Source organism: Ochrobactrum sp. AP1BH01-1 (genome assembly GCF_018066705.1).
Classification (GTDB): domain Bacteria; phylum Pseudomonadota; class Alphaproteobacteria; order Rhizobiales; family Rhizobiaceae; genus Brucella.
The window spans coordinates 137,580-162,825 of sequence record NZ_JAGPOU010000003.1; the positions used below are offsets into that span (position 1 = coordinate 137,580).

A 25,246-nucleotide genomic window follows, 5' to 3' on the forward strand; every position below is an offset into this window, starting at 1 on the left:
TCATGTATCGTTATGATGAATTCGACCGCGATTTCGTTGCGGCCCGCGTTGCGCAGTTCAAGGATCAGGTCGAGCGCCGCCTGGCTGGCGAACTGACCGAAGACCAGTTCAAGCCATTGCGCCTGATGAATGGGCTTTATCTGCAATTGCACGCCTATATGCTGCGCGTGGCGATCCCCTATGGTACGCTATCGAGCCGACAGTTGCGCAAGCTCGGCCACATTGCGCGTGCCTACGACCGCGGTTTCGGCCACTTCACCACCCGCCAGAATATCCAGTACAACTGGCCTGCATTGAAGGATGTGCCGCGCATTCTGGAAGAACTGGCGGAAGTTGAGATGCACGCCATCCAGACCTCGGGCAATTGCATTCGCAATGTGACCGCCGATCATTTCGCAGGCGCTGCCGCCGACGAAGTGGCCGATCCGCGCCCCTTCGCCGAAATCCTGCGCCAGTGGTCGTCTCTGCATCCGGAGTTTTCCTATCTGCCGCGCAAGTTCAAGATCGCCATTGTCGGTTCGGAGCATGATCGCGCCGCCATTCAGGTGCAAGACATCGGCTTGCAGCTGAAGAAGAACGAGGCGGGCGATCTGGGACTGGCTGTCTATATTGGCGGCGGACAGGGTCGCACGCCGATGGTGGCGAAGAAGATTCGCGATTTCCTGCCGATCGAGGACATGCTGACCTATGTGACGGCCATCGTGCGCGTCTATAATCTGCATGGCCGTCGCGACAACAAGTACAAGGCGCGCATCAAGATACTCGTCCATGAAACGGGCGTTGAAGAACTGACGCGTGAGATCGATGCCGAATGGGAGGAAATCCGCCATGGCGAGCTGAAGCTGCCGCAGCGCGATATTGACGCCATCGAAAGCTATTTCCGTATGCCGGACCTGCAGCAACGGCCGGAAGGCTGGGAAGTGCTGGCCGTCACACAAAAGGCCGATGCGGCTTTCGCGAGCTGGGTGGCGCGCAATGTCACGCCGCACAAGCACCCGGATTATGCCGTCGTCACCATTTCGCTCAAACCCATTGGCGGCATTCCTGGCGATGCAAGCGCTGAACAGATGGAACTGGTCGCGGACATTGCCGAAACCTATTCCTTCGATGAAATCCGCGTCAGCCATGAGCAGAATCTGGTTCTTCCGCATGTCGCCAAGGCCGATCTCGCCGCCGTCTACGATCTCTTGCAATCGGATGGTCTGGTGACGCCCAATGCCGGTCTCATCACCGACATCATCGCCTGCCCCGGTCTCGACTATTGCGCCCTTGCCAATGCGCGCTCCATTCCGGTGGCGCAGCGCATTTCCGAGCGCTTCGGCGATCAGCAGCGCCAGCTTGAAATCGGCGATCTCAAGATCAAGATTTCCGGCTGCATCAATGCTTGCGGCCATCACCATGTCGGCCATATCGGCATTCTGGGCGTCGAGAAAAAGGGTGAGGAGCTTTATCAGATCACGCTTGGCGGTTCGGCGGATGAGCATTCGGCCATCGGTGAAATCACCGGTCGCGGCTTTTCGTCGGAAGATGTGGTGGATGCCATCGAAACGGTGGTCGACACCTATCTCGCCTTGCGCGAGAGCCCGGAGGAAAACTTCCTCGCCGCCTATCGCCGCGTTGGCATGGAACCGTTCAAACGCGCGCTTTACGGAGAAATAAGCCGTGCAGCTTGATGCAGAAGAAAGTGCTGCCGCCGAAGCCCGCCTTCTGGAGGCAAGCCACGGCGCATCTTCCCCGCAGGAAGTGATCGCGCTTGCCACGCGCGAACTCTATGACGGGCAGATCGCGGTTGTGTCTTCCTTCGGGGCGGAATCGGCTGTGCTTTTGCATATGATCTCGGAAATTGACCCGGCGACCCCGGTCCTGTTTCTCGATACGGGCAAGCATTTTCGGGCCACACTCGATTATCGTCACGATCTGGTGGACCGGCTTGGCCTGACCGACGTGCAGGATATTTTGCCGCTGGAGGAAAGCCTTAAAAGCGACGATCCGTTCGGTGCGCTCTCAATGACCGACAAGGATCGCTGCTGCTTCATCCGCAAGGTTGAGCCGATGGCGCGCGCCGTCGCGCCCTATCGCGCATGGATGACAGGCCGCAAGCAGTTTCAGGCATCGACCCGCGAAAGCCTGCCAGTGTTTGAATCCGTCGGTTCGCGCATTCGTATCAATCCGCTGGCGCGTTGGCAGGCCGGCGACCTCAAGGCCTATGCCGAAAAGCACGATCTGCCGCCGCATCCCCTGACCGCGCAGGGCTATCGCTCCATTGGCTGCATGCCATGCACGCGGGCCGTGAGCGATGGCGAGGACCAGCGCGCCGGTCGCTGGGCGGGATCGGAAAAGACAGAATGCGGCATCCATCTGACTGGCCTTGCCGACAGCTTGAAGAATTTGGGAACAGGTGACCGGAAAATGAGCGATATCAACGAAACCAAACTCTGGTCTGCCGATGGCTTTCGCGAAGACGATTATGTCTTTGCCGATGATCTTGAAGCGGCGGGCGATGCCCCGGCCATCGTCATTCCGCTCGCCGTCTGGCTCGGGCTGGATGAAGAGCGCCACCGCGCCTCCAATCGCCGCATCGGCGTCACGGTTGCACCGGGCGAGGCGATTGAACCACTTCTCAATGATCTGGGCAGCGTGCCGCTGATCGCCTTGCAGTTCCCGGCATTCAATGACGGTCGCTCCTATTCCAAGGCCGAGATTTTGCGTCGCGAAGGTTTTGTGGGCGAATTGCGCGCCGTTGGCGACGTGCTGATCGATCAGGCCGCCTTGATGCTGCGCACGGGTTTCGACACATTGCAGGTGACAAACAAGGTCGCGCAGAAGCGGCTTGATGAAAACCGGCTTGTCGATACGCCCGGCTATTATCAGCCCGGTCGCGGTTCGGTTCTAGAAGAGGGCGGTTTCGCCTGGCGTCGCGTCAAGGCAGGCTGAATTTCGCCCCTGAGCGTCTGCAAATGTCGTCTTTCTGCGCTTCCGGTGCTCATGTACTCAAGTACACTCCGCTCCGGTTCTCGAAAGCCACTATTTTCGCCAACTCAGGAACGAAATTGGACGCGTGGAAGATCGACAATTATTTGCCATTTTTCTGCGCGCCTTGATGCGCTAGACACGCCTCACCAATTTCAGGGAGTCGCGGCGTGATCCGGCACATTGTTTTCTTCAGCGTCAAGCAAGGTCAGGATATCGAGACTGTCAAAAAGGGGCTGGAGCAGCTTGGCACCATTCCCCACGCTGACCTTTTCGAAGTTCTGCCTAATTCCAAGGTCGACCCGATGTGCGATCGCATCGATCTGGTGGTTTATGCCGAATTCAAGGACGAGGAAGCACTTTTCGCTTTCAAGAAGCATCCGACTTACGACGCCACGACTCAGCTTGTGCGTCCCATGCGCGAACTGCGTTTTTCCGCAGATGTGGTGACAGAGAAGCGCTGAAGCATCTTCGAGCCAAGTGCGAAACGGTTTTGCGCTCGCAAATGATAACTACCAGTCGGTCTGCGGTCTTTCCTGCAATGGCAGGCCGCCAAAAAGATCGGGCTCGCTGGACGTTCTCGCCCGCTCGATATTGAGAAGCTTCAGTTTCGTCGCCGTGCCACCCGCCGCCGAAAAGCCGCCGACCTTGCCGTTGGAACCGAGAACCCGGTGACAGGGCACGATGATCGGAAACGGGTTTTTACCCAGCGCATAGCCGACAGCCTGTGAAAGGCTCACATCTCCCAGTCGTCTGGCGATTGCGCCATAGGTCGTCGTCTCGCCCGCTTTCAGTTCGAGGATGATTTCATAAACCTGCCGGTTAAGGTCGGGTTGGGTATCGAGCGCCAGCGGCGTACCGGAAAAATCGACATCGGCTCCGGTCAAAAGCGCACGGACACCTTCGACCGCGTGGGTAACGAAAGCCGGCGCTTCGGTACCGTCTGCCCTGGGAAACCGTTCGCGCAGACGATATCGGGTTTCCTTCTCGTCGGCATCTCCGATTTCAACACCAACGATCCTCCGGTCGCGCCACGCGATGCCGCATGGTCCGATTTCTGTTTCGAAAATGGTGACGCCTGACGATTCCATGATGGTGATGTTATCACGATTTTGGTCGGGACAAATGACGGTTATCGGGCGGCTACAGGAACGTTCGCGTGAAAAGTCGCAACAATTGCCGAAAATGGCGCAGTGAAATGGTTGAAGAACGACACGAATAATGATTGTGTGAAGGCGACCGGCCAATGCCCTTAAATGGCCAAATGGATTGACGAAAGTTTCCGGCACCTGTCACGGCGGGAGCGGAACCGAGGAATTTAAATGGACGATTACGAGCGATATGCCACAGGGTTGATGATCGTTTTTGGCGCGCTGATTATCGGCGGCCTCATGGCGGCTAACCTGTATCACGGCGACAAGCCGGGCTTTTTATTCGCGCTTGGTGCCGCGGTTGTCAGCTGGTTTGCGGCTTTTGCCGTCCTGTTTGACAAACCGCGCGTCTATGGCGTGATGATTGCGGTTGCGATCGGACTGGTTGCGGCTTCAATCGGTGCTTATGTTACCTGATTTTTGAGCAATTCATTTTGGAAGAAGCCCCGGATAATCCGGGGCTTTTTTTCGTTTAGAGATATGGCGAGTAGCACTGGCGCCGTGGTCCGTAATTGGGCTGGAATGTATTGTCATACGCTCGGTAGGAGCGATAACGATTATAGCACCAGCGCACATGCGGGTTGCCGCCGCGATAGACCGGCGCTGCACGGTAGCGATAAGCGGGCGGCGGTCCCCAATAACGCCGATCGTAGCGATAGTATGGACGGTAACGCGGGTAGTCGTGCCGCCAGTGACGGCGATTTTCCCGCCAGTAGCCGCGGTCGCCGCGATAGTCATAATACTGAACCTGGTGCGTAATGGGTGCCGAAGTCTGTGCGGACGGCGTCGTCATCAGGGACGGCTGTGCCGCATTGGCGCCCCCGGTAGCTGCGGCAAGTCCCATGCCAAGCGACAAACATGCGGCAAACAGGGAATAAGCAAGCCTTTTCATTGGTCTCTCCTCACAGCGCACCCCGAATGTGTGAAACCGCTTCGGAAGATGCGCGTAAAAACAAACAACACATATTGTCCCTGCGGTCATTATTGCCCCCACATTGTGGCGTGGCGGTGGCTCCGCGCAGTCACGATTTCTTCCTTCGGGCAATAGACGGGTGATGCCCCGATCAGGGGCGGAAAACATTTATCTCGAATTGACATAAAGATATGTTTATGTCATTAAGCGACCTTCACGGTATGCGTATGGCAGGCAATCAAGGTTTGTGCGTCGCGAACAGACCTGTTGCCTGATAACAGATAGAATACAGGCGGTGTTTTATGGCCTCTCCCCTCGACGGTCTTTTCGGTGCAACGGCAGCGCAGCCGGATGGCTCCGAAGTGCTGGCAGCTCTCACCAGGGCGGCGCGTGAGCGCATCCTGATCCTCGATGGTGCGATGGGAACGCAAATTCAGGGGCTTGGCTTCCACGAAGAGCATTTCCGGGGAGAGCGTTTCGGCGCCTGCGATTGCCAGCTTCAGGGCAATAATGATCTGCTCACGCTGACCCAGCCAAAGGCTATCGAGGAAATCCATTACGCCTACGCCATTGCGGGCGCGGATATTCTCGAAACGAATACCTTCTCTTCCACGAGAATTGCACAGGCCGATTATGGCATGGAAGAGCAGGTCTACGAGCTGAACCGTGACGGTGCGCGGCTAGCTCGCCGCGCCGCCCTGAGGGCCGAGCAGAAGGACGGCCGCCGCCGTTTCGTCGCGGGCGCTCTGGGGCCGACAAACCGCACCGCGTCGCTATCGCCGGATGTCAACAATCCGGGCTTTCGCGCCGTCACTTTCGATGACCTGCGCATCGCTTATGCTGAGCAGATCAGGGGGCTGATCGATGGCGGTTCCGACATTATCCTGATCGAAACGATCTTCGATACGCTCAATGCCAAGGCCGCTGTTTTCGCCTCGGAAGAAGTGTTCGAGGAAAAGGGAATCCGCCTGCCGGTGATGATTTCTGGCACGATCACAGATCTTTCCGGACGCACCCTGTCCGGCCAGACGCCGACGGCGTTCTGGCATTCGTTGCGCCATGCCAAGCCGTTTACCATCGGTCTCAACTGCGCGCTTGGCGCCAATGCCATGCGCGCGCATCTGGATGAATTGTCGTCTATCGCCGACACCTTCATCTGCGCCTATCCGAATGCCGGTTTGCCGAACGAGTTCGGTCAGTATGACGAAACGCCGGAAGCAATGGCTGCCCAGATCGAGGGCTTTGCCCGTGACGGGCTGGTCAATGTGGTTGGCGGCTGCTGCGGATCGACGCCGGAACATATCCGCGCCATCGCCGAGGCGGTTGCAAAGCATCCGCCGCGCAAGCCTGCCAAGGTAGCGCCGCTGATGCGCCTGTCGGGTCTTGAGCCTTTCACGCTGACCAAGGATATTCCCTTCGTCAATGTCGGCGAGCGCACCAACGTGACCGGCTCTGCCCGCTTCCGCAAGCTGATCAAGGCGGGCGATTTTGCCGCCGCCCTTGATGTGGCGCGCGATCAGGTAGCCAACGGCGCGCAGATCATCGACATCAATATGGATGAGGGCCTGATCGATTCCGAAAAGGCGATGGTCGAGTTTCTCAATCTGATTGCCGCAGAGCCGGATATTGCCCGCGTGCCGATTATGATCGACAGCTCCAAATGGGAGGTGATCGAGGCTGGCCTGAAATGCGTTCAGGGCAAGGCGGTGGTCAATTCCATTTCGATGAAGGAAGGCGAGGAGGCCTTTATTCATCACGCCAAGCTCGTCCGCGCCTATGGCGCTGCTGTTGTCGTCATGGCGTTCGATGAAACCGGACAGGCCGATACCGAGGCGCGCAAGATCGAGATTTGCTCTCGCGCCTACAAGATTTTGACCGAACAGGTCGGTTTTCCACCGGAAGACATCATCTTCGATCCGAATATCTTTGCAGTCGCGACCGGCATCGAGGAGCACAATAATTACGGCGTCGATTTCATTGAGGCGACCCGCCAGATCATCGCGAGCCTGCCGCATGTCCATGTGTCGGGCGGCGTGTCGAACCTGTCCTTCTCGTTCCGCGGAAATGAACCGGTGCGCGAGGCGATGCATGCTGTGTTTCTGTACCACGCCATTCAGGCGGGCATGGATATGGGCATTGTCAATGCCGGACAGCTTGCCGTTTATGACACGATCGATCCCGAACTGCGCGATGCCTGCGAGGATGTGGTGCTCAACCGCCGCTCCGACGCAACCGAACGCCTGCTGGAAATTGCCGAGCGTTTCCGCGACTCCGGTTCCAAGGAGGCCAAGGCGCAGGATCTGACATGGCGCGAATGGCCGGTCGAAAAGCGTCTCGAACATGCGCTGGTCAACGGCATTACCGAATATATCGAAGCCGATACGGAAGAAGCGCGTCAGGCGGCTGAACGGCCTTTGCATGTCATCGAAGGCCCGCTGATGGCTGGCATGAATGTGGTTGGCGACCTGTTCGGCGCAGGCAAGATGTTCCTGCCGCAGGTGGTCAAGTCCGCCCGTGTCATGAAACAGGCTGTAGCCGTGCTCCTGCCTTACATGGAAGAGGAAAAGCGTCTTAATGGCGGCGGTGAACGTCAAAGCGCCGGCAAGGTGCTGATGGCGACCGTAAAGGGCGACGTGCACGATATCGGCAAGAATATTGTTGGCGTTGTGCTGGCCTGCAACAATTACGAGATCATCGATCTTGGCGTCATGGTGCCTTCGCAGAAGATCTTGCAGGTGGCGCGCGACGAAAAGGTGGACATTATCGGCCTTTCCGGCCTCATCACGCCCTCACTCGACGAAATGGTGCATGTGGCGGCGGAAATGGAACGCGAAGGTTTCGATATCCCGCTTCTGATCGGCGGCGCAACGACGAGCCGCGTTCATACCGCGGTGAAAATTCATCCGCGCTATGAGCGTGGGCAGGCTGTTTATGTCATCGATGCCAGCCGCGCCGTCGGCGTGGTTTCGAGCCTGCTGTCGCCGGAAGGCAAGCAGGCCTATATCGACGGCTTGCGCGGGGAATATGCCAAGGTAGCGGCAGCCCATGCGCGCAACGAAGCGGAAAAGCAGCGTCTGCCGATCGCTCGGGCTCGCGCCAATGCGCATAAGCTCGACTGGGATAACTTTGTGCCGACAAAGCCGACCTTCACAGGCACCAGAACCTTCGATGATTACGATCTGGCTGAAATCGCGCGCTATATCGACTGGACCCCATTCTTCCAGACATGGGAATTGAAGGGCCGCTACCCGGCGATCCTCGAAGATGAAAAGCAGGGCGAGGCAGCTCGCCAGCTCTGGGCCGATGCGCAGGCGATGCTGAAAAAGATCATCGACGAAAAATGGTTCGCGCCGAAAGCTGTCGTCGGCTTCTGGCCAGCCAATGCGGTAGGGGACGATATCCGGCTCTTCACCGATGAAAGCCGGAAAGAGGAGCTTGCGACTTTCTTCACCCTGCGCCAGCAATTGAGCAAGCGCGATGGTCGCCCGAATGTGGCCATGTCCGATTTTGTGGCGCCTGCCGAAAGCGGAAAGCAGGACTATGTCGGCGGTTTCGTGGTGACGGCGGGCATCGGGGAAGTCGCCATCGCCGAGCGTTTCGAGCGCGCCAATGACGATTACTCTGCCATTCTGGTGAAGGCGCTGGCTGACCGCTTTGCCGAAGCCTTTGCCGAATTGATGCATGAGCGGGTGCGCAAGGAGTTCTGGGCCTATGCGACGGACGAAACCTATACGCCAGAAGAACTGATCGGAGAGCCCTATAAGGGCATTCGCCCGGCTCCGGGTTATCCCGCCCAGCCCGACCACACCGAAAAGACGACGCTTTTCCGTCTTCTGGATGCGACTGCGAATACAGGCGTGGAACTGACGGAAAGCTACGCCATGTGGCCTGGCTCCTCCGTATCGGGTCTCTATATAGGCCATCCTGAGAGCTATTATTTCGGGGTGGCCAAGGTGGAACGCGATCAGGTCGAGGATTACGCGGAACGCAAGAGAATGCCGGTCGAGGAAGTGGAGCGCTGGCTCGGTCCTGTTCTCAATTATTTGCCGGGTGCTGAAAAAGACGAGGATGCGGCGGCCTGACCGGTCGCCATGAGCCTTTCTCTTACCAACGTTTATTAATCATATCTCAAATACTCGTCATTCTGACAGGTTTGCCGAACCTGTCAGAGGGCTCTACTGTTCCTGAATGCAAATCGGTTTCAGGTTCGGCGGTGCATGAGCATTTCCAGCGAAATATGAAACGGGTTCCATTCGGAAGTGCTTACAATAAACAGTTGGAGGTCTTGGCCATTCCGGCAGCGGGAGCGCACGGGTGCTTGCGGCTGAATTGGCGGTCAAAGTATTTCGTTAGATACTAATTTAGTAACTAACTGTTGTGATAAAAATATTCACAAATTATCGCTTTGAGTTCATATGAAACTATTTTGCTATATAGTCAGGAACTGATGGTTGTGATAGCCATCGACCGCGCAACTGTTTTGTGTAAGGGCGCTACATTTTAATAAATTCAAAATTAGAACTTTAATTGGGATGTCTGCAATGAAATGGGAACAAATTTATGAATCCATGCAATCTGCTGACGATGCCGGGCAGCTCCTTGAATACATAAACACCTATGCCAAACAGTGCGGATTTGCACATACGGCTTATATCATGCGCGTTCCCTTGCTGAACGGCGTGGTCAAATGGCTTAGCTTTGGCTCGTTGCCCCAGGAATGGATCGATCACTATGCGGACAGAAAATATGCGGATATAGACCCGCTGGTTCGCAAGGCATTGAACAGCATCGAGCCGCTGGTCTGGTCATCGAAGCTGTTTGCGGAGGCTCCGCAGATATGGACAGATGCCCAGCGCTTCGGCATCAGGGTCGGCATTTCGCAACCGTGCTGGGCGGCGCAAGGCGTATTTGGAATGCTGTCTTTTCTGAGAAGCGGTCCTGCACTGTCATCCGGTGAGATTTCAATGTTGCGGCGTCAATTGCAGATCGCGGCCAATCTGCTGCATCTGTCCATGTATGAGCATCTTGATGTTCCAGCCATGAACTGCGTTTCGGAAGTGAACCTGACGATGCGGGAGCGGGAGATCCTGCGTTGGACGAGTGAGGGAAAGACTGCCGAAATCATCGGCACGATCCTCAATATTTCGACACGCACGGTAAATTTTCATATCAGCAACGTGCTGACCAAGCTGGTTGCGGTCAACAAAGTTCAGGCGGTCGCCAAAGCCCGCACATTCGGACTTCTCTGACTATGTCCCAAGTCCCTCGGCGGTTTGTTCCGAAGGGCGTTTTTTCCGCAGCTTCCGGTTTGCGCTTTTTCTGAAACGGGCTACAAATTCATTATCTTTCTGGAGGATGAATGAATGACTGCTCAGCCGAACTCTCTTGAAGCCCGCGATATCCGTTATCATCTGCATTCCTACACCGATGCTGTCCGACTTGAGGCCGAAGGGCCCCTTGTCATCGAGCGCGGCGATGGCATTTATGTCGAGGATGTAACGGGCAAGCGTTACATCGAGGCGATGTCGGGACTTTGGAGCGTCGGCGTCGGCTTTTCCGAACCGCGCCTGGCGGACGCAGCTGCGCGACAGATGAAGAAGCTGCCCTTCTATCATACATTCTCTTATCGTTCGCATGGCCCCGTCATTGATCTGGCTGAAAAGCTCGTCTCAATGGCTCCTGTGCCGATGAGCAAGGCCTACTTCACCAATTCAGGTTCCGAAGCCAACGATACGGTCATCAAGCTGATCTGGTATCGCTCCAACGCACTGGGTGAGCCGGAGCGCAAGAAAATCATCTCGCGCAAGCGTGGCTATCATGGTGTGACGATTGCTTCCGCCAGCCTGACTGGCCTGCCCAACAATCACCGTTCCTTCGACCTGCCGATCGACCGCATTCTGCATACGGGCTGTCCACATTACTATCGCGAAGGGCAGGCGGGCGAGAGCGAGGAACAATTCGCAACGCGACTGGCTGATGAACTGGAGCAGTTGATTCTCGCCGAAGGTCCGCACACCATTGCGGCTTTCATCGGCGAGCCGGTGATGGGCGCTGGCGGTGTGGTCGTGCCGCCCAAAACCTATTGGGAAAAGGTGCAGGCTGTCCTGAAGCGCTACGACATTCTGCTGGTCGCAGACGAAGTCATTTGCGGCTTCGGGCGGACAGGCAACCTTTTCGGAAGCCAGACCTTTGACATCAAGCCGGACATTCTGGTCATGTCGAAGCAGCTTTCGTCCTCCTATCTGCCAATCTCGGCATTCCTCATCAACGAGCGCGTCTACGCGCCGATTGCTGAAGAAAGCCACAAGATCGGCACGCTTGGCACGGGCTTCACGGCATCCGGCCATCCGGTGGCGGCAGCTGTGGCGCTGGAAAATCTTGCCATCATTGAAGAGCGTGATCTGGCCGCCAACGCACGCGACCGCGGCACCTATATGCAGAAGCGTCTGCGTGAACTGCAGGATCACCCGCTGGTCGGCGAAGTGCGCGGCGTTGGTCTGATTGCCGGTGTTGAGCTTGTCACAGACAAGCAGGCCAAGACAGGATTGGAGCAAGCTGGCGCGCTCGGCGCACAGGCAAATGCAGCGCTTCAGGAACGCGGCGTGATTTCCCGTGCGATGGGCGACACGCTGGCCTTCTGTCCGCCGCTCATCATCAACGATCAGCAGATCGATACGATGGTGTCCGCGCTTGAAGCGTCGCTCAATGATGTCCAGGCGAGCCTCGGCCAAGTAGCACTCGCCAAGTAATAATTTGCGCTGGAGCTGCCCGAATGACGGGCAGCTCCAGCTTGAAAATCCATATAATATCACAAAAATTGTAGGATTTTCCGTAACTTGGCGGAAAGTCGGCTTTTCCCGGCACGCGCAAGTTTGTTCCGGCCCGGCTTGCAAATACGGTAAGTTTTTCGCGCAAGGCAGTTGCAATACGCGATAGGTTTCTTTCACTTTTCCGCATCATTTCACGACAATGCGCGCACTGTGGCTCTTGCCGCATCTGCGCCGGATGAAGGCTTACGCCAACCTTCCCGCGAGTATCGAGATTCCATCCGGTTGCCGGGAGTAACTAGTCGTGCATCATGCATCCCTGATCAAGAACCTCACGCATCTGCAGCGCCTTGAGGCGGAAGCGATCCATATTTTTCGCGAGGTTGCGGCAAGTTTTTCCAATCCGGTGATGCTTTACTCGGTCGGCAAGGATTCTTCCGTCATGCTGCATCTGGCGATGAAGGCATTCTATCCGGCGCCGCCGCCCTTTCCCTTTCTGCATGTCGATACGACATGGAAGTTCCGCGAGATGATCGAATTTCGCGATGCGCAGGCCCGCGAGAAGGGCTTTGAACTGCTCGTGCATATCAATGAGGATGGCGTGCGTGAAGGAATCGGCCCTTTCACTCACGGGTCTAACGTCCACACCCATGTGATGAAAACGGTTGCCTTGCGGCAGGCGCTCGACAAGTACAAGTTCGATGCTGCATTTGGCGGCGCCCGTCGCGACGAAGAAAAATCCCGCGCCAAGGAGCGTATCTTTTCTTTCCGTAATGCGCAGCACGGTTGGGACCCCAAGAACCAGCGTCCCGAAATGTGGAAGATCTATAACACACGCGTTTCCGCTGGAGAATCGATCCGCGTCTTCCCGCTGTCGAATTGGACCGAGCTCGATATCTGGCAATATATCCTGCAAGAGAATATCCCCATCGTGCCGCTCTATTTTGCAGCGCATCGCCCGGTGGTCGAACGCGACGGCATGCTGATCATGGTCGATGACGACCGCATGAAGCTGCGTCCGGGAGAACAGGTGGAAAACCGTCTGGTGCGGTTCCGCACGCTTGGCTGCTATCCGCTGACCGGCGCAATTGAATCCAGTGCGGCTGACCTCTCCGATATTGTCGAGGAAATGCTGATCGCCCGTACATCCGAGCGGCAGGGACGCGCCATCGATCGCGACGAGGCCGGGTCGATGGAGAAAAAAAAGCGCGAGGGCTATTTCTGATGAATGCGATAATCAAGCCTGTTGCGACCAATGCCGCAGTCAGTGATTTTCTGGCCGATCAGGAACGCAAGACACTGCTACGCTTCCTCACTTGCGGTTCGGTGGATGACGGAAAGTCAACGCTCATCGGACGCCTGCTTTACGACACGAAACTGATCTTCGAGGACCAGCTTGCTTCGTTGAAGAACGACAGCCGCAAGTTTGGAACCACGGACGACGATTTCGACTTCGCCTTGCTGGTTGACGGTCTGGAAGCCGAGCGGGAGCAGGGCATCACCATCGATGTCGCCTATCGCTTCTTTTCGACGCCTCGCCGCAAATTCATCGTCGCGGACACGCCGGGTCATGCGCAATATACGCGCAACATGGCAACCGGCGCATCGACTGCCGATCTTGCCATCGTGCTGGTCGACGCCCGGCAGGGCGTGTTGACCCAGACCCGCCGCCATTCCTTCATTGCCGCCGCACTTGGTATCCGTCATATCGTTCTGGCGGTGAACAAGATCGATCTGGTCGATTTCTCGCAGGAGGCCTTCGAGCGCATCGTTGCCGACTATATGAGCTTCGCCAGGGAACTCGGCTTTGTCAGCATCCAGCCTATTCCGCTTTCGGCTCGTTTTGGCGACAATGTTACCCAGCCGTCTGCCCGCATGGGCTGGTATCAGGGGCCGCATCTGCTGGAACATCTGGAAACCGTGCGCATCGACACGGAAGCGGTGGCAAAGCCCTTTCGGTTCCCGGTGCAATATGTGAACCGGCCCAATCTCGATTTTCGCGGTTTCTCCGGCACTGTCGCATCCGGTTCGATCAGCGCCGGCGATGCCGTCGTGGTAGCCAAATCGGGCAAGACTTCCCGCGTGAAGCGCATTGCCACTTATGACGGTGACCTCTCCCGTGCTTCGGAAGGCCAGGCCGTCACTCTGGTGCTGGAAGATGAGATCGAGGTTTCGCGCGGAAACATGCTGGTAGGGACGGAATCCCGACCCGAAGTGGCTGATCGTTTCGCCGCCAATATAGTCTGGTTCGGTGAAGAGGCATTGCATCCCGGCCGTTCCTATCTGCTGCGCACAGAGACGGATCAGACGCCGGTAACGATCAATGAAATCGTATACAGAACCGATGTCGACAGCTTCACCCGGAAGGATGCATCCCGTCTCGACCTCAACGAGATCGGGCTTTGCCATCTGCAGACCGTGGACCAGATAGCCTTCGACCCTTACGCCGACAATCGTGTAACGGGCGCGTTCGTATTGATCGACCGGCTTACCAACGCGACCGTTGGTGCTGGAATGATCGACAGCGCGCTTCGTCAGGCGACGAATGTGCATCTGCAATCCTTCGATCTCGACAAGCAGGCACGCGCGGCGCAGAAATTCCAGAAACCGGCTGTGCTGTGGTTTACGGGCCTGTCCGGCTCCGGCAAGTCCACCATCGCCAACCGGCTGGAACAGCGGCTCCATGCGCTCGGCAAGCATACCTACTTGCTGGACGGCGATAACGTTCGCCACGGTCTCAACAGCGATCTTGGCTTTTCCGAAGAGGACAGGGCAGAAAATATTCGTCGTGTCGGTGAGGTTGCCCGTTTGATGACCGATGCGGGGCTGGTGGTGCTGGTTTCCTTCATCTCGCCTTTTCGGGCTGAGCGGGATCGCATTCGCTCCCGGCTGCCTGAAGGTGAATTTGTCGAAATCTTCGTCGATACGCCGATAGAGGAATGCATCGCCCGCGATCCCAAGGGCCTTTATGCGCAGGCCTTGCGCGGCGAGATAAAGGCTTTCACCGGCATCGATTCTCCCTATGAGCCGCCGGTATCGCCCGAGCTCCGGCTGAACACGACGGGCCGGGACGTTGACGAACTCGTCGCGGAAGTAGAAAAGTACCTTGCCGAACGTGGTATCATCGGCAGTTATGGCAGCGATTCCTGGTCAATCTGAGCAAATGAAGATTTCAGCCTCCCCGAAAGCCGATTCGAGCGGCGAAGCAATGCTTGCCGTGCTGCAGGAAGCGGCACTTGAGGCCGGGCGCGTCATCATGAAGCACTATGCCAATGGTTGCGCGGTTCACAGCAAGAAAGATTCTTCCCCGGTCACGGAAGCAGATCGTGACGCGGAGGCCATCATCCTTTCGGCGATTGCTGCGGTCGCCCCGGATATTCCGGTTGTGGCTGAAGAGGAAGTGGCGGCGGGGCGCCTGCCTTCGCAACTGGGAAGGCAATTCCTGCTGGTTGATCCCCTTGACGGAACACGCGAATTCCTGCTCCGCAACGGCGATTTCACGGTGAATATCGGCCTGATCGAAGACGGTATTCCGACGCTGGGCCTCGTTTATGCACCCGTTCGCAATCGCCTGTTTATCGGAACCAGCAGCGGTGCCGAAGAAATAACGACGACCAAAGATCATGCAGTCGGAACACGGCGTGGGATAGCGGTGCGTATCCATGGGGCGGAGCGGGTGGCTGTCTGCAGCCGCTCGCACAACAATCCTGCGACGGAAAAGTTTTTGAGCGATAACAGGATCAGCGACTGCGTTTCCATCGGTTCGTCGCTGAAGTTTTGCCTGATTGCCAGTGGAGAAGCCGATATTTATCCGCGTTTCGGCCCCACCATGGAGTGGGATACGGCGGCAGGCGATGCGGTGTTGCGCGCCGCCGGTGGCCTTACGACGACTTTTGATGGAATACCGCTTTCCTATGGCCAGCGCGCCAGCGAAGGTGTTGCCGGTTTTGCCAACCCCAATTTTGTGGCGTTTGGCGGCGGGACGCTGCCGGTTTTCGAGACCGTTTGAAGCTCTTTCCAGCTTTTCGGGTTCGGCATTCAAAAAAACGACAAGATGCACTTGCGGCTTGAAATCTGGAGCGTTATAAGCCGCCTCAATGGTCAAGGCCACATGGTCACGGAGTGTAGCGCAGCCTGGTAGCGCACCTCGTTCGGGACGAGGGGGTCGGAGGTTCGAATCCTCTCACTCCGACCATCTTAAAAAGCTGAAATCGTTTTTCTCTTCCTTTAATGTCCGGCAGGCGCTCATCGTCAGCGGTGAGTTGCGCATACGTCGCGTGCTTATAGGCGCTGAGCAAGCTCGATCCCGCAAGTGGCATAAAGACGGATTGCTTCAGCTTCTTAATCCTCTTTCCCGAAAACCGACATACGCATGAACTCGCCATCGTACTGGGCAAGGGCAACCACGCGTTTGCGGTCCAGAATTTCCACCCGGTTCGAACGGAACAGGATCAGCCCTTCTTTACGCAAGTCGCGCAGCATCCGGTTGAGATGAATTGGCGTCAGCCCCAGCGCATCGGCAAGTTGATATTGTGTCAGCGGGCAATAGAAGGAATTTGCATCGCCCATGCCGCACGATTGCACACGGTCGGAAAGTTCAAGAAACAGATGCGCGGTGCGGACGAAAGCAGCGCGGCATCCGATATTGGTAAGATGCTCGACCAGCATGGATCGCTGGCGTGCAAGAAGCTCTATAAAGATCAGGCTGAGGCGCGGCGCACGCTCAATTGAGGTTTCAAGCGAGGCAAGCGGAATCTCGAAAACCGACATGGGCGTAATTGCCGTGACGGTGTTGTAACTGTAACCATCGGCTGTTCTGAGCCCTAGAAAATCGCTCCGCATAGGGAAGTCGATGATCTGCCGTTCGCCGCTGGACAAGTCGCGATAGACACATCCCCAGCCGGAACGCACGAGATGGAGGCTTCTAATTCGCTCCCCTTGCCTGATGATTGCAGCATCGGCGGCAAAGTCGTTTTCGATAACAGTGAGAGAGGAAAGCGCGTCTGTTTCCCGCGCTTCCAGCTTGGCGAAAATTGGAGGGGCCTCCAATAAAGCAATGAGCGCTTCCGTCGATGGGTCTGTGGTTTGCTTGCCAATGTTGTGCATTTTCAACCCAATAGAGCGTATTCCGATATGTGCGAAACAGCCTTTCGGCAAGAATGCGCATTAGAACGGACAGTTAGGGCGCTTATCTCATCAAGCAAATGGAAATGCGCCTGGATCACTTTTTGTAAAATTACTTGGCGATCTTCCGTTTGAAAAAATGCATGAGCAACCGGTTGGAAATTTCTGCCTGGAGCATGAATATCTTTAAGCATGAGATACGTAACTGCGAACGCGGTATCTCAGGTTTCACTAAAATCAGAAATCAACTAAACGAAAGATATAGAGCCTATATCTACCGCCGTTAAAGTCTTTCTTATGAGCGGTCATAAATTTTATGCATTGCTAACATAAGTTAATGACACAACTATTTCCCGATAGCAATATTTGCGCTTGTCCTGGCTAGAGGTCTATCCGGACAAGCATTGGAAAACACTCGTCTCTGACGAAAGTAATAGTGGGATGCATAAACATAGAGCAACTTGAGTATGCCGGGAGCATCACATGTTGGAAGCAAGAGGGGATAGCATTTGGACCGCTTCGGAGCATGCGGGTGATAGGGGCAACCCCGCAGGCATTGAAGCCGCACAGGAACGGCGCATGTTGCTCATATGCAAGAGCAACCTTGAACGGCAGTGTCTCTATAACGGGCTGGTATTGAACGGATTGAAGCTTCCCGTGGAAACCTTGGCAGCGATCGAGCTCGCAGATCCGACCGACGATGTTGCTGTCGTTCTCATCAATATAGGCTCGAAGCGTTTGGCCGACCCGTTTTTCTCCGAAAAGCTACAGTCGGTGATTGAGCTCTGGCGTCCGGTGCCGGTGGTTTTTCTCGCTGAACGCGAGGAGTGGGCTCAGGTCGTACGCGCCATGGAGATCGGTGCTCGCGGCTATATTCCCACTTCGGTGGATATAAAAGTCTGCGTCGAAGCCATTCATCTTGCCACCGCCGGCGGCATGTATGTGCCGGCCTCGCTGGTGTTTCAAACCGCGCCGACGGATATTGATGACGACGTTCTGGGAGAATTGCTTACCACGCGCGAGATTGAGGTTGTCCATGCAATCCGAATTGGCAAATCGAACAAGATCATCGCCTTTGAGCTTGGCATGAGCGAAGGCACCGTCAAGGCTCACGTGCATAACATCATGAAGAAGATCGGTGCCGCAAACCGGACGGAAGTGGCGTGCAAGCTGCACCGGATGTATGGCGAGAAGTTCGATCTCGATTGAATAATTTGTCTTTCATTTTTGTAAATGCCGATCGCTTCCTGTTTCCGGGCGCGCAACTCCAGGCGCGTCAGTCGGACGGCTGCGCATTTTCGCCCAGTCTTCGGCCGGATAAGCCGCCGCTTGAGTTTGTTGCCGGTGTCGAAAATTGCCGGAAAGCGGCGCCGCTGGAAGCCATTTGGGCTGAAGTGGTTGCTTTCTATTGAAAAACCGCGAAATTATCCGAGAGCAAACGGAATGAAACCAGCCTCAGGATAACAATGCAGCTCACTCCCCGTCACAATGCAATTCTAGAGCTCGCTCGCAAACAGGGGCAGGTTTTGGTGGACGATCTTGCCGCGGCTTTCGAAGTGACGCCGCAAACGGTGCGCAAGGACCTGAACGACCTCTGCCGTGCTCGCATGCTGCGTCGTATCCATGGCGGGGCGCTCTATCCGTCCGGAGTCGAGAACATGGAATATGAAGCACGGCGCCGCATCGCTGCACATGAAAAGGAGGCAATCGGCCGCGCTGCCGCAGAAATCATTCCCGACGGTGCTTCATTGTTCATCAATATTGGCACCACGACCGAAGCCGTCAGTCAGGCGCTGGTCGACCACAATAATCTGATGGTCATCACGAACAACATCAATGTTGCCAACACGCTGCGCGTTCACGCCTCGATAGAGGTGATTGTCGCCGGCGGTGTCGTGCGTCCGTCGGATGGAGGAATCGTCGGCGAAGCCGCCGTTGATTTCATCCGGCAGTTCAAGGTCGATTATGCGATCATCGGTGCTTCCGCCATGGACGAGGACGGGGCTCTGCTCGATTTCGATTTCCGGGAAGTGAAGGTGGCGCAGGCGATCATTGCCAATGCCCGCCATGTAATTCTGGTGACCGACGCCACAAAGCTGGAGAGAACGGCCCCGGTGCGTATCGGTCACATATCGCAGATCGACACTTTCATTACCGACCATTGCCCGTCGAACCAGTTGCGGGAGCTTTGCCGCGAACACGAGGTCGAGCTGATTGAAACGCTTGGGGAAAGCCGGATAGCAGAAAAGGGAACTTAGTTTCGTTTCATTTTCGATTTGCTTTCGTATCAAATCAATTATATTCGCTTTGGTTTTCGGAGAGCGGTCTTCGGGGTTCGCCATGGCGCAAGAGAAACTATTCGACATTTTTGTAATCGGCGGCGGCATCAATGGATGCGGTATCGCGCGTGATGCGGTCGGCCGGGGATTTTCGGTTGGTCTGGCCGAGATGAACGATCTGGCCAGCGGCACTTCTTCGCGGGCAACCAAACTCATTCATGGCGGATTGCGCTATCTTGAGCATTATGAATTTCGTCTGGTGCGTGAGGCACTGATGGAGCGCGAAGTGCTGTGGGCCAACGCCCCGCACATCATTCATCCGATGCGGTTCGTGCTGCCCTATCACAAGGGCGGAGTACGCCCTGCATGGCTGCTGAGGCTGGGCCTGTTCCTCTACGACCATCTGGGCGGGCGCAAGAAGCTTCCCGCCACGCGTACGCTCGATATGCGCTCCGATCCGGCGGCCGCGCCCTTGAAGCCGCTTTTTACCAAGGCATTCGAATATTCGGACTGCTGGGTCGACGATGCGCGCTTCGTCGCCTTGACCGCCCGGGATGCTGCGGATCGCGGCGCGATGATCCGCACCCGGACCAGGGTCGTGGCGGCCCGCCGTGACAGGGAATACTGGACCATCACATTGGAAGATACCGACACGCACGAGCGCGAGGAGGTTCGCGCCCGCCTGCTGGTCAATGCCGCCGGTCCCTGGGCCGACAAGGTGCTGCAGGGTGTGGAGGGAGACCGGCAGCTTCACAATGTCCGTCTTGTTCAGGGCAGTCATATTGTAGTGCGCAGGAAATTCTCCGATCCGCGCTCCTATTTCTTCCAGAACAATGACGGGCGCATCATATTTGCGATTCCCTATGAGGACGACTTCACCCTGATCGGCACGACCGATCAGGACTATGAGGGCGATCCGGCCAAGGTTGCGATCACGGAAGGCGAGACCGACTATCTGTGTGCTGCGGCAAGCGAATATTTCAAGGAGCCTGTCAGGCGCGCAGACATTGTGTGGGCATATTCAGGCGTGCGTCCGCTTTATGATGACGGCGCGAGCGCGGCACAGGAAGCGACCCGCGATTATGTGCTGAAAGAAGATGCTCCTGATGGACTTGCACCCTTGGTCAATGTTTTCGGCGGCAAGCTGACCACGGCGCGCCGGCTGGCCGAACATATGCTGGAGAAGATCGAGCATCGGCTCGGGTCAAGGGGGAAGCCATGGACCCATGCCGCGCCTTTGCCCGGCGGCGATTTCGTGGATGTCGAGTTCGGGCGTGAGTTGCAAAAGATAAATGCCGCCTATTCCTTCCTGACGCCTGCTCATGCGCGGCGGCTGTTTCGGCAATATGGAACGCGTATCCATAATCTGCTCGGGGAAGCGGTTTCGCTTGCCGATATGGGAAAGCATTTCGGTGCCGATCTTTATGAAGCCGAAGTGCGCTATCTGCACGAGAATGAATGGGCAATGAGCGCCGAGGATATTTTGTGGCGGCGCACGAAACTCGGCCTTCGGCTTAATGCGGCTGAAGTTTCCTCGCTTGAGGAATATATGAAGTCGGCACTGGTCGCCTGATCCCTCTCAATCTTTAGCCGCACTTGCCAGTTGTGTTCTGAGCGGTCATTATCCTTCCATAAAGCGGGTTCCAGCCTTCCTGGGAGGAAAAGATGGGCACACCGCAAGACCGAACACATGCCGATCGAATCCAGTCCGCGATCATGACGGCGGGCGGGGCTGCACGGTCCGCTCTGGTCGCCTCATGGCGGCGCTCGGCGGAACTGCATGGGCTCGACCCTGCCGAGCCGGGATCGGTGCGCACACTTTCCGATGGCGAGTTCCGGACGGCCCATCAGCGTATCGAACGCCTCGTCAGCATAGCGCAAGCCAGTATGGACCGCCTTTATCTGGCTGTCGGTGGTGTCGGCTGCTGCGTGCTTCTGGCCGACAGTGAGGGCGTGCCGGTCGAACGGCGCGGCGCGCCGGGCGATGACGACACCTTCTACCGTTGGGGGCTCTGGACCGGTGCTGTCTGGAGCGAACAGAGCGAAGGCACGAACGGCATCGGCACCTGCATCGTCGAACAGCGCCCGCTGACGATCCATCGCGACCAGCATTTTCATACGCGCAATATCGGGCTTTCCTGCACGGTCGCCCCGATCCACGACCATCAGGGGCGCTTGATGGCGGCGCTGGATGTTTCCTCCTGTCGCGCCGACCTGACCGAGGCTTTTGCGCAGCTCATATCGGTGGCCGTCATCGACGCTGCGCGGCGCATCGAGGCTGAAAATTTCCGCCAGGCTTTTCCTGATGCCCGTATCATGCTGGCTCCCAGCCCCGACCGCACCGGCGGCGCGCTGATCGCCGTCGACAAGGACGACCTCGTTATCGGCGCGACGCGCGCCGCACGGCTTGCGCTGGAGCTTGATGACGACGCTCTGGCGGGTCCGTTGCCTGCCGCCGATCTTCTGGGAACGCCCGCCGACCCGCGCGAGGACATGGCTGAATCGGAGCGCGGCGTGATCCTGCGGGCACTTGCCCGCGCCGAGGGCAATATTTCCTCCGCCGCGCAGCTTCTGGGCATCAGCCGGGCGACGCTGCATCGCAAGCTGAACCGCCTCAAGATCATCCGTGCGCACTGATCAAGCCGCGCTGAAATAGGTCGGCGAAACTGTCTCAATATTGCGACACATGATCTTGCGAGCTTGAATGCGCGGGATGACTCTTCCCCGCTGTCGCGCGATCCTCAACCATGAAGCGCTGTAGGAGCAGCGTTGTTTCTGGGAGGATGTCATGAACAAGGTTGAATTCAGCCGGACCGTGAAGCCGGCTTTTGCAAAGCGTTATGGAAACTTCATCGGCGGCAAATGGGTCGAGCCCAAATCGGGGCGCTATTTCGACAACACATCGCCCGTCAATGGACAGGTGCTTTGCGAGGTAGCCCGTTCGGATGCCGCCGATGTGGAGGCGGCTCTCGACGCAGCGCATGCCGCCAAGGATGCATGGGGCAGGACGAGCGCGGCTGAACGCGCGCTCATCCTCAATCGCATTGCCGACCGGATTGAGGAAAACCTGCCTGCGCTTGCTGCCGCCGAAACATGGGACAATGGCAAGCCTATCCGCGAGACCACCAATGCCGACCTGCCGCTCGCTATCGATCACTTCCGCTATTTTGCAGGCGTCATCCGCGCCCAGGAAGGCGGCATTTCGGAAATCGATCACGACACGGTCGCCTATCACTTCCATGAACCGCTTGGCGTTGTTGGTCAGATCATTCCGTGGAATTTCCCGATTCTCATGGCGACATGGAAGCTTGCGCCAGCACTTGCCGCGGGCAACTGCGTGGTCCTCAAACCGGCCGAGCAGACGCCCGCGTCAATTCTGGTGCTTATGGACCTGATCGGCGATCTGCTGCCGCCAGGTGTCGTCAACGTCGTTAATGGGTTTGGCCTTGAGGCGGGCAAACCGCTCGCATCGAGCCCCCGCATCGCCAAGATCGCCTTCACCGGCGAAACGACGACCGGACGCCTGATCATGCAATATGCCAGCCAGAACCTCATTCCGGTTACGCTGGAACTGGGAGGCAAGTCGCCGAACATCTTCTTCAAGGATGTTGCAGCGGAAGATGACGATTTCCTCGACAAGGCCATTGAAGGCTTCGTGATGTTCGCGCTCAACCAGGGTGAGGTCTGCACCTGTCCGAGCCGCGCGCTCATCCATGAATCGATCTACGACAGGTTCATGGAAAAGGCGCTGAAGCGTGTGGAAGCGATCGTGCAGGGCGATCCCCTCGATCCCGCCACGATGATCGGCGCGCAGGCTTCCAGCGAGCAGCTCGAGAAGATTCTGAGCTATCTCGACATCGGCCGTCAGGAAGGTGCCGAAGTGCTGGCGGGTGGTGAGCGCAACATTCTGCCGGGCGATCTTGCCGGCGGCTATTACGTCAAGCCGACCGTCTTCAAGGGCAATAACAAGATGCGTATTTTCCAGGAGGAAATCTTCGGACCGGTCGTGTCTGTTGCTACCTTCAAGGACGATGCGGAGGCGCTCTCAATCGCCAATGACACGCTCTATGGCCTTGGTGCGGGCATATGGACGCGCGACGGGACGCGCGCCTATCGCTTCGGTCGCGCCATTCAGGCGGGCCGCGTCTGGACCAACTGCTACCACGCCTATCCGGCCCATGCGGCCTTTGGCGGCTACAAGCAGTCGGGTATCGGTCGCGAGAACCATCTGAAGATGCTCGACCACTACCAGAACACCAAGAACATGCTGGTGAGCTACAGCCCGAAGAAATTGGGTTTCTTCTAAAACTGGAACCTGCAAACGCAATGCGGAGAAAAATGTCTTCGCATTGCGCATGATCAAGGGCTGTGCCGTTCTGCATGATAGTATTGCGTCGAGCATAACGGCTCTGAATACCCTCCCAAGGGGCCTGGGCGGAAACGCCCGGGCGACCTTCGATCAGCTCCGGTGAGCATTGAATCTTCGACATTCATTTCTTCCCTCCCCCAGGAAGCCAGCTCGATTCGACAACGAAGGAGAAACTTCATGGCAAAGACTATGAAAGCCGCTGTGGTGCGTGCGTTCGGAAAGCCGCTGACGATCGACGAGGTGCCAATACCCGAGCCCGGACCGGGGCAGATTCAGGTCGCCATCCAGGCCTCTGGTGTCTGCCATACCGATCTGCACGCAGCCGAAGGCGATTGGCCGGTGAAGCCCAATCCACCATTCATTCCGGGCCATGAGGGCGTCGGTTTTGTTTCCGCGGTGGGCAGCGGCGTCAAGCATGTCAAGGAAGGAGACCGTGTGGGCGTTCCCTGGCTCTACACAGCCTGTGGCCACTGTCGCCATTGCCTTGGCGGATGGGAAACGCTTTGCGAAGAACAGCAGAATACGGGCTATTCGGTCAATGGCGGCTTCGCCGAGTATGTGGTTGCTGATCCGAATTTCGTCGGACACTTGCCGAAGAACATAGATTTCAACGAAATCGCGCCGGTCCTCTGTGCAGGCGTGACAGTTTACAAGGGGCTCAAGGTAACGGACACCAAGCCCGGCGACTGGGTGGTGATCTCGGGCGTGGGTGGATTGGGGCATATGGCGGTGCAATATGCCAAGGCCATGGGGCTCAATGTCGCCGCCATCGACATCGACGACCGGAAGCTCGATCTTGCGCGGAAGCTCGGTGCAACGGTGACTGTCAACGCCAAGACGCACAACGATCCGGCAGCTTACATTAAAAAGGAAACCGATGGCGGCGCGCAGGGCGTGCTGGTTACCGCGGTTTCACCGATTGCGTTCGAACAGGCTCTGGGCATGGTATCGCGCGGCGGAACTGTCTCGCTGAACGGCCTGCCGCCCGGCGACTTCCCGCTCTCCATCTTCAACATGGTGCTGAACGGCGTCACCGTGCGCGGATCGATTGTCGGAACACGGCTTGATCTGCAGGAGTCGCTCGACTTTGCCAGTGATGGTAAGGTGCGAGCCACTATCCGCACTGAAAAGCTGGAAGACATCAACTCCATTTTTGATGATATGCGGCAGGGCAATATTGAAGGTCGTGTGGTCATGGATCTCACGCAATAATATCCCACAGCGCAACAAAGATGCGGTAAAATGCACATTTCGAGCGGGCATTGCATAAGTGCCCGCTCGTCTTCCCGGGAGGAGGACATGGCGGAGAGAAGCCCCGATAAGGACCACGGACAGGTGAGCGCCACAGCGGCGGCGCTTGATCTCATCCGGGAATTGCAGGCCGAATATGGGCCGATCATGTTCCACCAGTCGGGTGGATGTTGCGATGGGTCATCGCCGATGTGCTATCCGCAAGGCGAATTCATCGTGGGCGATACGGATGTGAAACTCGGAGAAATCGGCGGTGCTCCGGTCTATATAAGCGGTCCGCAATATGAAGCCTGGAAACATACCGAACTCATCATCGATGTCGTTCCCGGACGCGGAGGCATGTTTTCCCTCGACAATGGCCGCGAGGTTCGCTTTCTGACGCGATCGCGGGTCTGCTCAATTCCCTGATTTCTCTTTTCGTT

Annotated in this window: 21 protein-coding genes, 1 tRNA gene and 1 pseudogene; 20 read left to right on the plus strand and 3 right to left on the minus strand. The window is 57.0% G+C overall.

Annotated features, from left to right (window positions below; all coding sequences use genetic code 11):
* The first annotated feature begins 2 nt into the window (after window positions 1-2).
* The 4 genes and pseudogenes from J9800_RS11300 (at window position 3) to J9800_RS11315 (ending at window position 3,434) form a co-directional block, all read left to right on the plus strand.
* On the plus strand, window positions 3-1,673 hold the full coding sequence (locus J9800_RS11300; RefSeq protein ID WP_210845720.1) for a nitrite/sulfite reductase: 1,671 nt from the start codon (window positions 3-5) through the stop codon (window positions 1,671-1,673).
* Window positions 1,663-2,391: pseudogene (locus J9800_RS11305) on the plus strand (phosphoadenylyl-sulfate reductase); the annotation flags it as partial. The gene J9800_RS11300 and the pseudogene J9800_RS11305, both read left to right, overlap by 11 nt.
* 18 nt (window positions 2,392-2,409) lie before the next feature.
* The gene (locus J9800_RS11310) at window positions 2,410-2,934 is read left to right on the plus strand and encodes a DUF934 domain-containing protein (protein WP_114214627.1); all 525 of its coding nucleotides are present in this window, start codon (window positions 2,410-2,412) and stop codon (window positions 2,932-2,934) included.
* Window positions 2,935-3,140: 206 nt separating this feature from the next.
* Window positions 3,141-3,434, plus strand: a complete 294-nt coding sequence (locus tag J9800_RS11315; protein ID WP_114214277.1) for a Dabb family protein — start codon at window positions 3,141-3,143, stop codon at window positions 3,432-3,434.
* A gap of 48 nt (window positions 3,435-3,482) precedes the next feature.
* Here the strand turns inward: J9800_RS11315 and J9800_RS11320 are convergent, their stop codons facing one another.
* Complete coding sequence (locus J9800_RS11320; protein ID WP_114214276.1) at window positions 3,483-4,061, minus strand: methylated-DNA--[protein]-cysteine S-methyltransferase; 579 nt, start codon at window positions 4,059-4,061, stop codon at window positions 3,483-3,485.
* Between the two features lie 231 nt (window positions 4,062-4,292).
* Between J9800_RS11320 and J9800_RS11325 the strand changes: the two genes are divergently transcribed.
* Window positions 4,293-4,538 carry a hypothetical protein gene (locus tag J9800_RS11325; protein WP_010658028.1) on the plus strand — a complete coding sequence of 82 codons (246 nt, stop codon included), beginning with the start codon at window positions 4,293-4,295 and terminating at the stop codon, window positions 4,536-4,538.
* Between the two features lie 55 nt (window positions 4,539-4,593).
* Here the strand turns inward: J9800_RS11325 and J9800_RS11330 are convergent, their stop codons facing one another.
* Window positions 4,594-5,013, minus strand: coding sequence for a BA14K family protein (locus J9800_RS11330; protein WP_114214275.1), 420 nt, complete (start codon window positions 5,011-5,013; stop codon window positions 4,594-4,596).
* Between the two features lie 323 nt (window positions 5,014-5,336).
* On the opposite strand from J9800_RS11330, the gene metH reads away from it, so the two are divergent.
* The 7 genes from metH (at window position 5,337) to J9800_RS11365 (ending at window position 15,996) form a co-directional block, all read left to right on the plus strand.
* Window positions 5,337-9,116 (plus strand): methionine synthase, encoded by a 3,780-nt coding sequence (metH, locus tag J9800_RS11335; protein WP_114214274.1) that lies wholly within the window; start codon window positions 5,337-5,339, stop codon window positions 9,114-9,116.
* Window positions 9,117-9,575: 459 nt separating this feature from the next.
* Entirely contained in the window at window positions 9,576-10,283 is a 708-nt protein-coding gene (locus J9800_RS11340; protein ID WP_112589306.1) for a LuxR family transcriptional regulator, read from the plus strand.
* Window positions 10,284-10,397: 114 nt separating this feature from the next.
* A complete protein-coding gene (locus tag J9800_RS11345) occupies window positions 10,398-11,783 on the plus strand; it encodes an aspartate aminotransferase family protein (RefSeq protein WP_114214273.1) in 1,386 nt (461 codons plus the stop codon).
* Window positions 11,784-12,105: 322 nt separating this feature from the next.
* Entirely contained in the window at window positions 12,106-13,026 is a 921-nt protein-coding gene (cysD, locus tag J9800_RS11350; RefSeq protein ID WP_112589302.1) for a sulfate adenylyltransferase subunit CysD, read from the plus strand.
* Window positions 13,026-14,960: a sulfate adenylyltransferase subunit CysN gene (gene cysN / locus J9800_RS11355; protein WP_114214272.1), complete on the plus strand. Its 1,935-nt coding sequence runs from the start codon at window positions 13,026-13,028 to the stop codon at window positions 14,958-14,960. The genes cysD and cysN overlap by 1 nt, the downstream gene beginning before the upstream one ends.
* Before the next feature lie 4 nt (window positions 14,961-14,964).
* The gene (cysQ, locus tag J9800_RS11360) at window positions 14,965-15,810 is read left to right on the plus strand and encodes a 3'(2'),5'-bisphosphate nucleotidase CysQ (protein WP_114214271.1); all 846 of its coding nucleotides are present in this window, start codon (window positions 14,965-14,967) and stop codon (window positions 15,808-15,810) included.
* A 109-nt stretch (window positions 15,811-15,919) separates the two neighbouring features.
* A tRNA-Pro gene (locus J9800_RS11365) sits at window positions 15,920-15,996 on the plus strand.
* 146 nt (window positions 15,997-16,142) lie between these two features.
* Here the strand turns inward: J9800_RS11365 and J9800_RS11370 are convergent.
* Window positions 16,143-16,907 (minus strand): Crp/Fnr family transcriptional regulator, encoded by a 765-nt coding sequence (locus J9800_RS11370; protein WP_114214270.1) that lies wholly within the window; start codon window positions 16,905-16,907, stop codon window positions 16,143-16,145.
* Between the two features lie 501 nt (window positions 16,908-17,408).
* Between J9800_RS11370 and J9800_RS11375 the strand changes: the two genes are divergently transcribed.
* The 8 genes from J9800_RS11375 to J9800_RS11410 all read left to right on the plus strand — a co-directional run bounded on the left by J9800_RS11375 (window position 17,409) and on the right by J9800_RS11410 (window position 25,232).
* Window positions 17,409-18,134 (plus strand): response regulator transcription factor, encoded by a 726-nt coding sequence (locus J9800_RS11375; RefSeq protein WP_114214269.1) that lies wholly within the window; start codon window positions 17,409-17,411, stop codon window positions 18,132-18,134.
* Window positions 18,089-18,337 carry a hypothetical protein gene (locus J9800_RS11380; protein ID WP_162792606.1) on the plus strand — a complete coding sequence of 83 codons (249 nt, stop codon included), beginning with the start codon at window positions 18,089-18,091 and terminating at the stop codon, window positions 18,335-18,337. Before J9800_RS11375 ends, J9800_RS11380 begins: the two co-directional genes overlap by 46 nt.
* 54 nt (window positions 18,338-18,391) lie before the next feature.
* Window positions 18,392-19,183 (plus strand): DeoR/GlpR family DNA-binding transcription regulator, encoded by a 792-nt coding sequence (locus tag J9800_RS11385; protein WP_112589292.1) that lies wholly within the window; start codon window positions 18,392-18,394, stop codon window positions 19,181-19,183.
* A gap of 82 nt (window positions 19,184-19,265) precedes the next feature.
* The gene (gene glpD / locus J9800_RS11390; RefSeq protein ID WP_114214267.1) at window positions 19,266-20,777 is read left to right on the plus strand and encodes a glycerol-3-phosphate dehydrogenase; all 1,512 of its coding nucleotides are present in this window, start codon (window positions 19,266-19,268) and stop codon (window positions 20,775-20,777) included.
* A 92-nt stretch (window positions 20,778-20,869) separates the two neighbouring features.
* Window positions 20,870-21,841, plus strand: coding sequence for a GAF domain-containing protein (locus tag J9800_RS11395; protein WP_112589288.1), 972 nt, complete (start codon window positions 20,870-20,872; stop codon window positions 21,839-21,841).
* 151 nt (window positions 21,842-21,992) lie between these two features.
* Complete coding sequence (gene adh / locus J9800_RS11400; RefSeq protein ID WP_114214266.1) at window positions 21,993-23,510, plus strand: aldehyde dehydrogenase; 1,518 nt, start codon at window positions 21,993-21,995, stop codon at window positions 23,508-23,510.
* A gap of 240 nt (window positions 23,511-23,750) precedes the next feature.
* The gene (gene adhP, locus J9800_RS11405) at window positions 23,751-24,785 is read left to right on the plus strand and encodes an alcohol dehydrogenase AdhP (protein ID WP_114214265.1); all 1,035 of its coding nucleotides are present in this window, start codon (window positions 23,751-23,753) and stop codon (window positions 24,783-24,785) included.
* 87 nt (window positions 24,786-24,872) lie between these two features.
* Complete coding sequence (locus tag J9800_RS11410) at window positions 24,873-25,232, plus strand: DUF779 domain-containing protein (RefSeq protein ID WP_112589282.1); 360 nt, start codon at window positions 24,873-24,875, stop codon at window positions 25,230-25,232.
* Window positions 25,233-25,246: the final 14 nt, after the last annotated feature.

Excerpts from the sequence above, each read along its gene's own strand:
- J9800_RS11300 (WP_210845720.1), top strand. The coding sequence starts at position 3 with ATGTATCGTTATGATGAATTCGACCGCGATTTCGTTGCGGCCCGCGTT.
- J9800_RS11310 (WP_114214627.1), top strand. The coding sequence starts at position 2,410 with ATGAGCGATATCAACGAAACCAAACTCTGGTCTGCCGATGGCTTTCGC.
- J9800_RS11320 (WP_114214276.1), bottom strand. The coding sequence starts at position 4,061 with ATGGAATCGTCAGGCGTCACCATTTTCGAAACAGAAATCGGACCATGC.
- J9800_RS11325 (WP_010658028.1), top strand. The coding sequence starts at position 4,293 with ATGGACGATTACGAGCGATATGCCACAGGGTTGATGATCGTTTTTGGC.
- J9800_RS11330 (WP_114214275.1), bottom strand. The coding sequence starts at position 5,013 with ATGAAAAGGCTTGCTTATTCCCTGTTTGCCGCATGTTTGTCGCTTGGC.
- metH (WP_114214274.1), top strand. The coding sequence starts at position 5,337 with ATGGCCTCTCCCCTCGACGGTCTTTTCGGTGCAACGGCAGCGCAGCCG.
- J9800_RS11340 (WP_112589306.1), top strand. The coding sequence starts at position 9,576 with ATGAAATGGGAACAAATTTATGAATCCATGCAATCTGCTGACGATGCC.
- J9800_RS11345 (WP_114214273.1), top strand. The coding sequence starts at position 10,398 with ATGACTGCTCAGCCGAACTCTCTTGAAGCCCGCGATATCCGTTATCAT.
- cysN (WP_114214272.1), top strand. The coding sequence starts at position 13,026 with ATGAATGCGATAATCAAGCCTGTTGCGACCAATGCCGCAGTCAGTGAT.
- cysQ (WP_114214271.1), top strand. The coding sequence starts at position 14,965 with ATGAAGATTTCAGCCTCCCCGAAAGCCGATTCGAGCGGCGAAGCAATG.
- J9800_RS11370 (WP_114214270.1), bottom strand. The coding sequence starts at position 16,907 with ATGCACAACATTGGCAAGCAAACCACAGACCCATCGACGGAAGCGCTC.
- J9800_RS11375 (WP_114214269.1), top strand. The coding sequence starts at position 17,409 with ATGTTGGAAGCAAGAGGGGATAGCATTTGGACCGCTTCGGAGCATGCG.
- J9800_RS11385 (WP_112589292.1), top strand. The coding sequence starts at position 18,392 with ATGCAGCTCACTCCCCGTCACAATGCAATTCTAGAGCTCGCTCGCAAA.
- glpD (WP_114214267.1), top strand. The coding sequence starts at position 19,266 with ATGGCGCAAGAGAAACTATTCGACATTTTTGTAATCGGCGGCGGCATC.
- J9800_RS11395 (WP_112589288.1), top strand. The coding sequence starts at position 20,870 with ATGGGCACACCGCAAGACCGAACACATGCCGATCGAATCCAGTCCGCG.
- adh (WP_114214266.1), top strand. The coding sequence starts at position 21,993 with ATGAACAAGGTTGAATTCAGCCGGACCGTGAAGCCGGCTTTTGCAAAG.
- adhP (WP_114214265.1), top strand. The coding sequence starts at position 23,751 with ATGGCAAAGACTATGAAAGCCGCTGTGGTGCGTGCGTTCGGAAAGCCG.
- J9800_RS11410 (WP_112589282.1), top strand. The coding sequence starts at position 24,873 with ATGGCGGAGAGAAGCCCCGATAAGGACCACGGACAGGTGAGCGCCACA.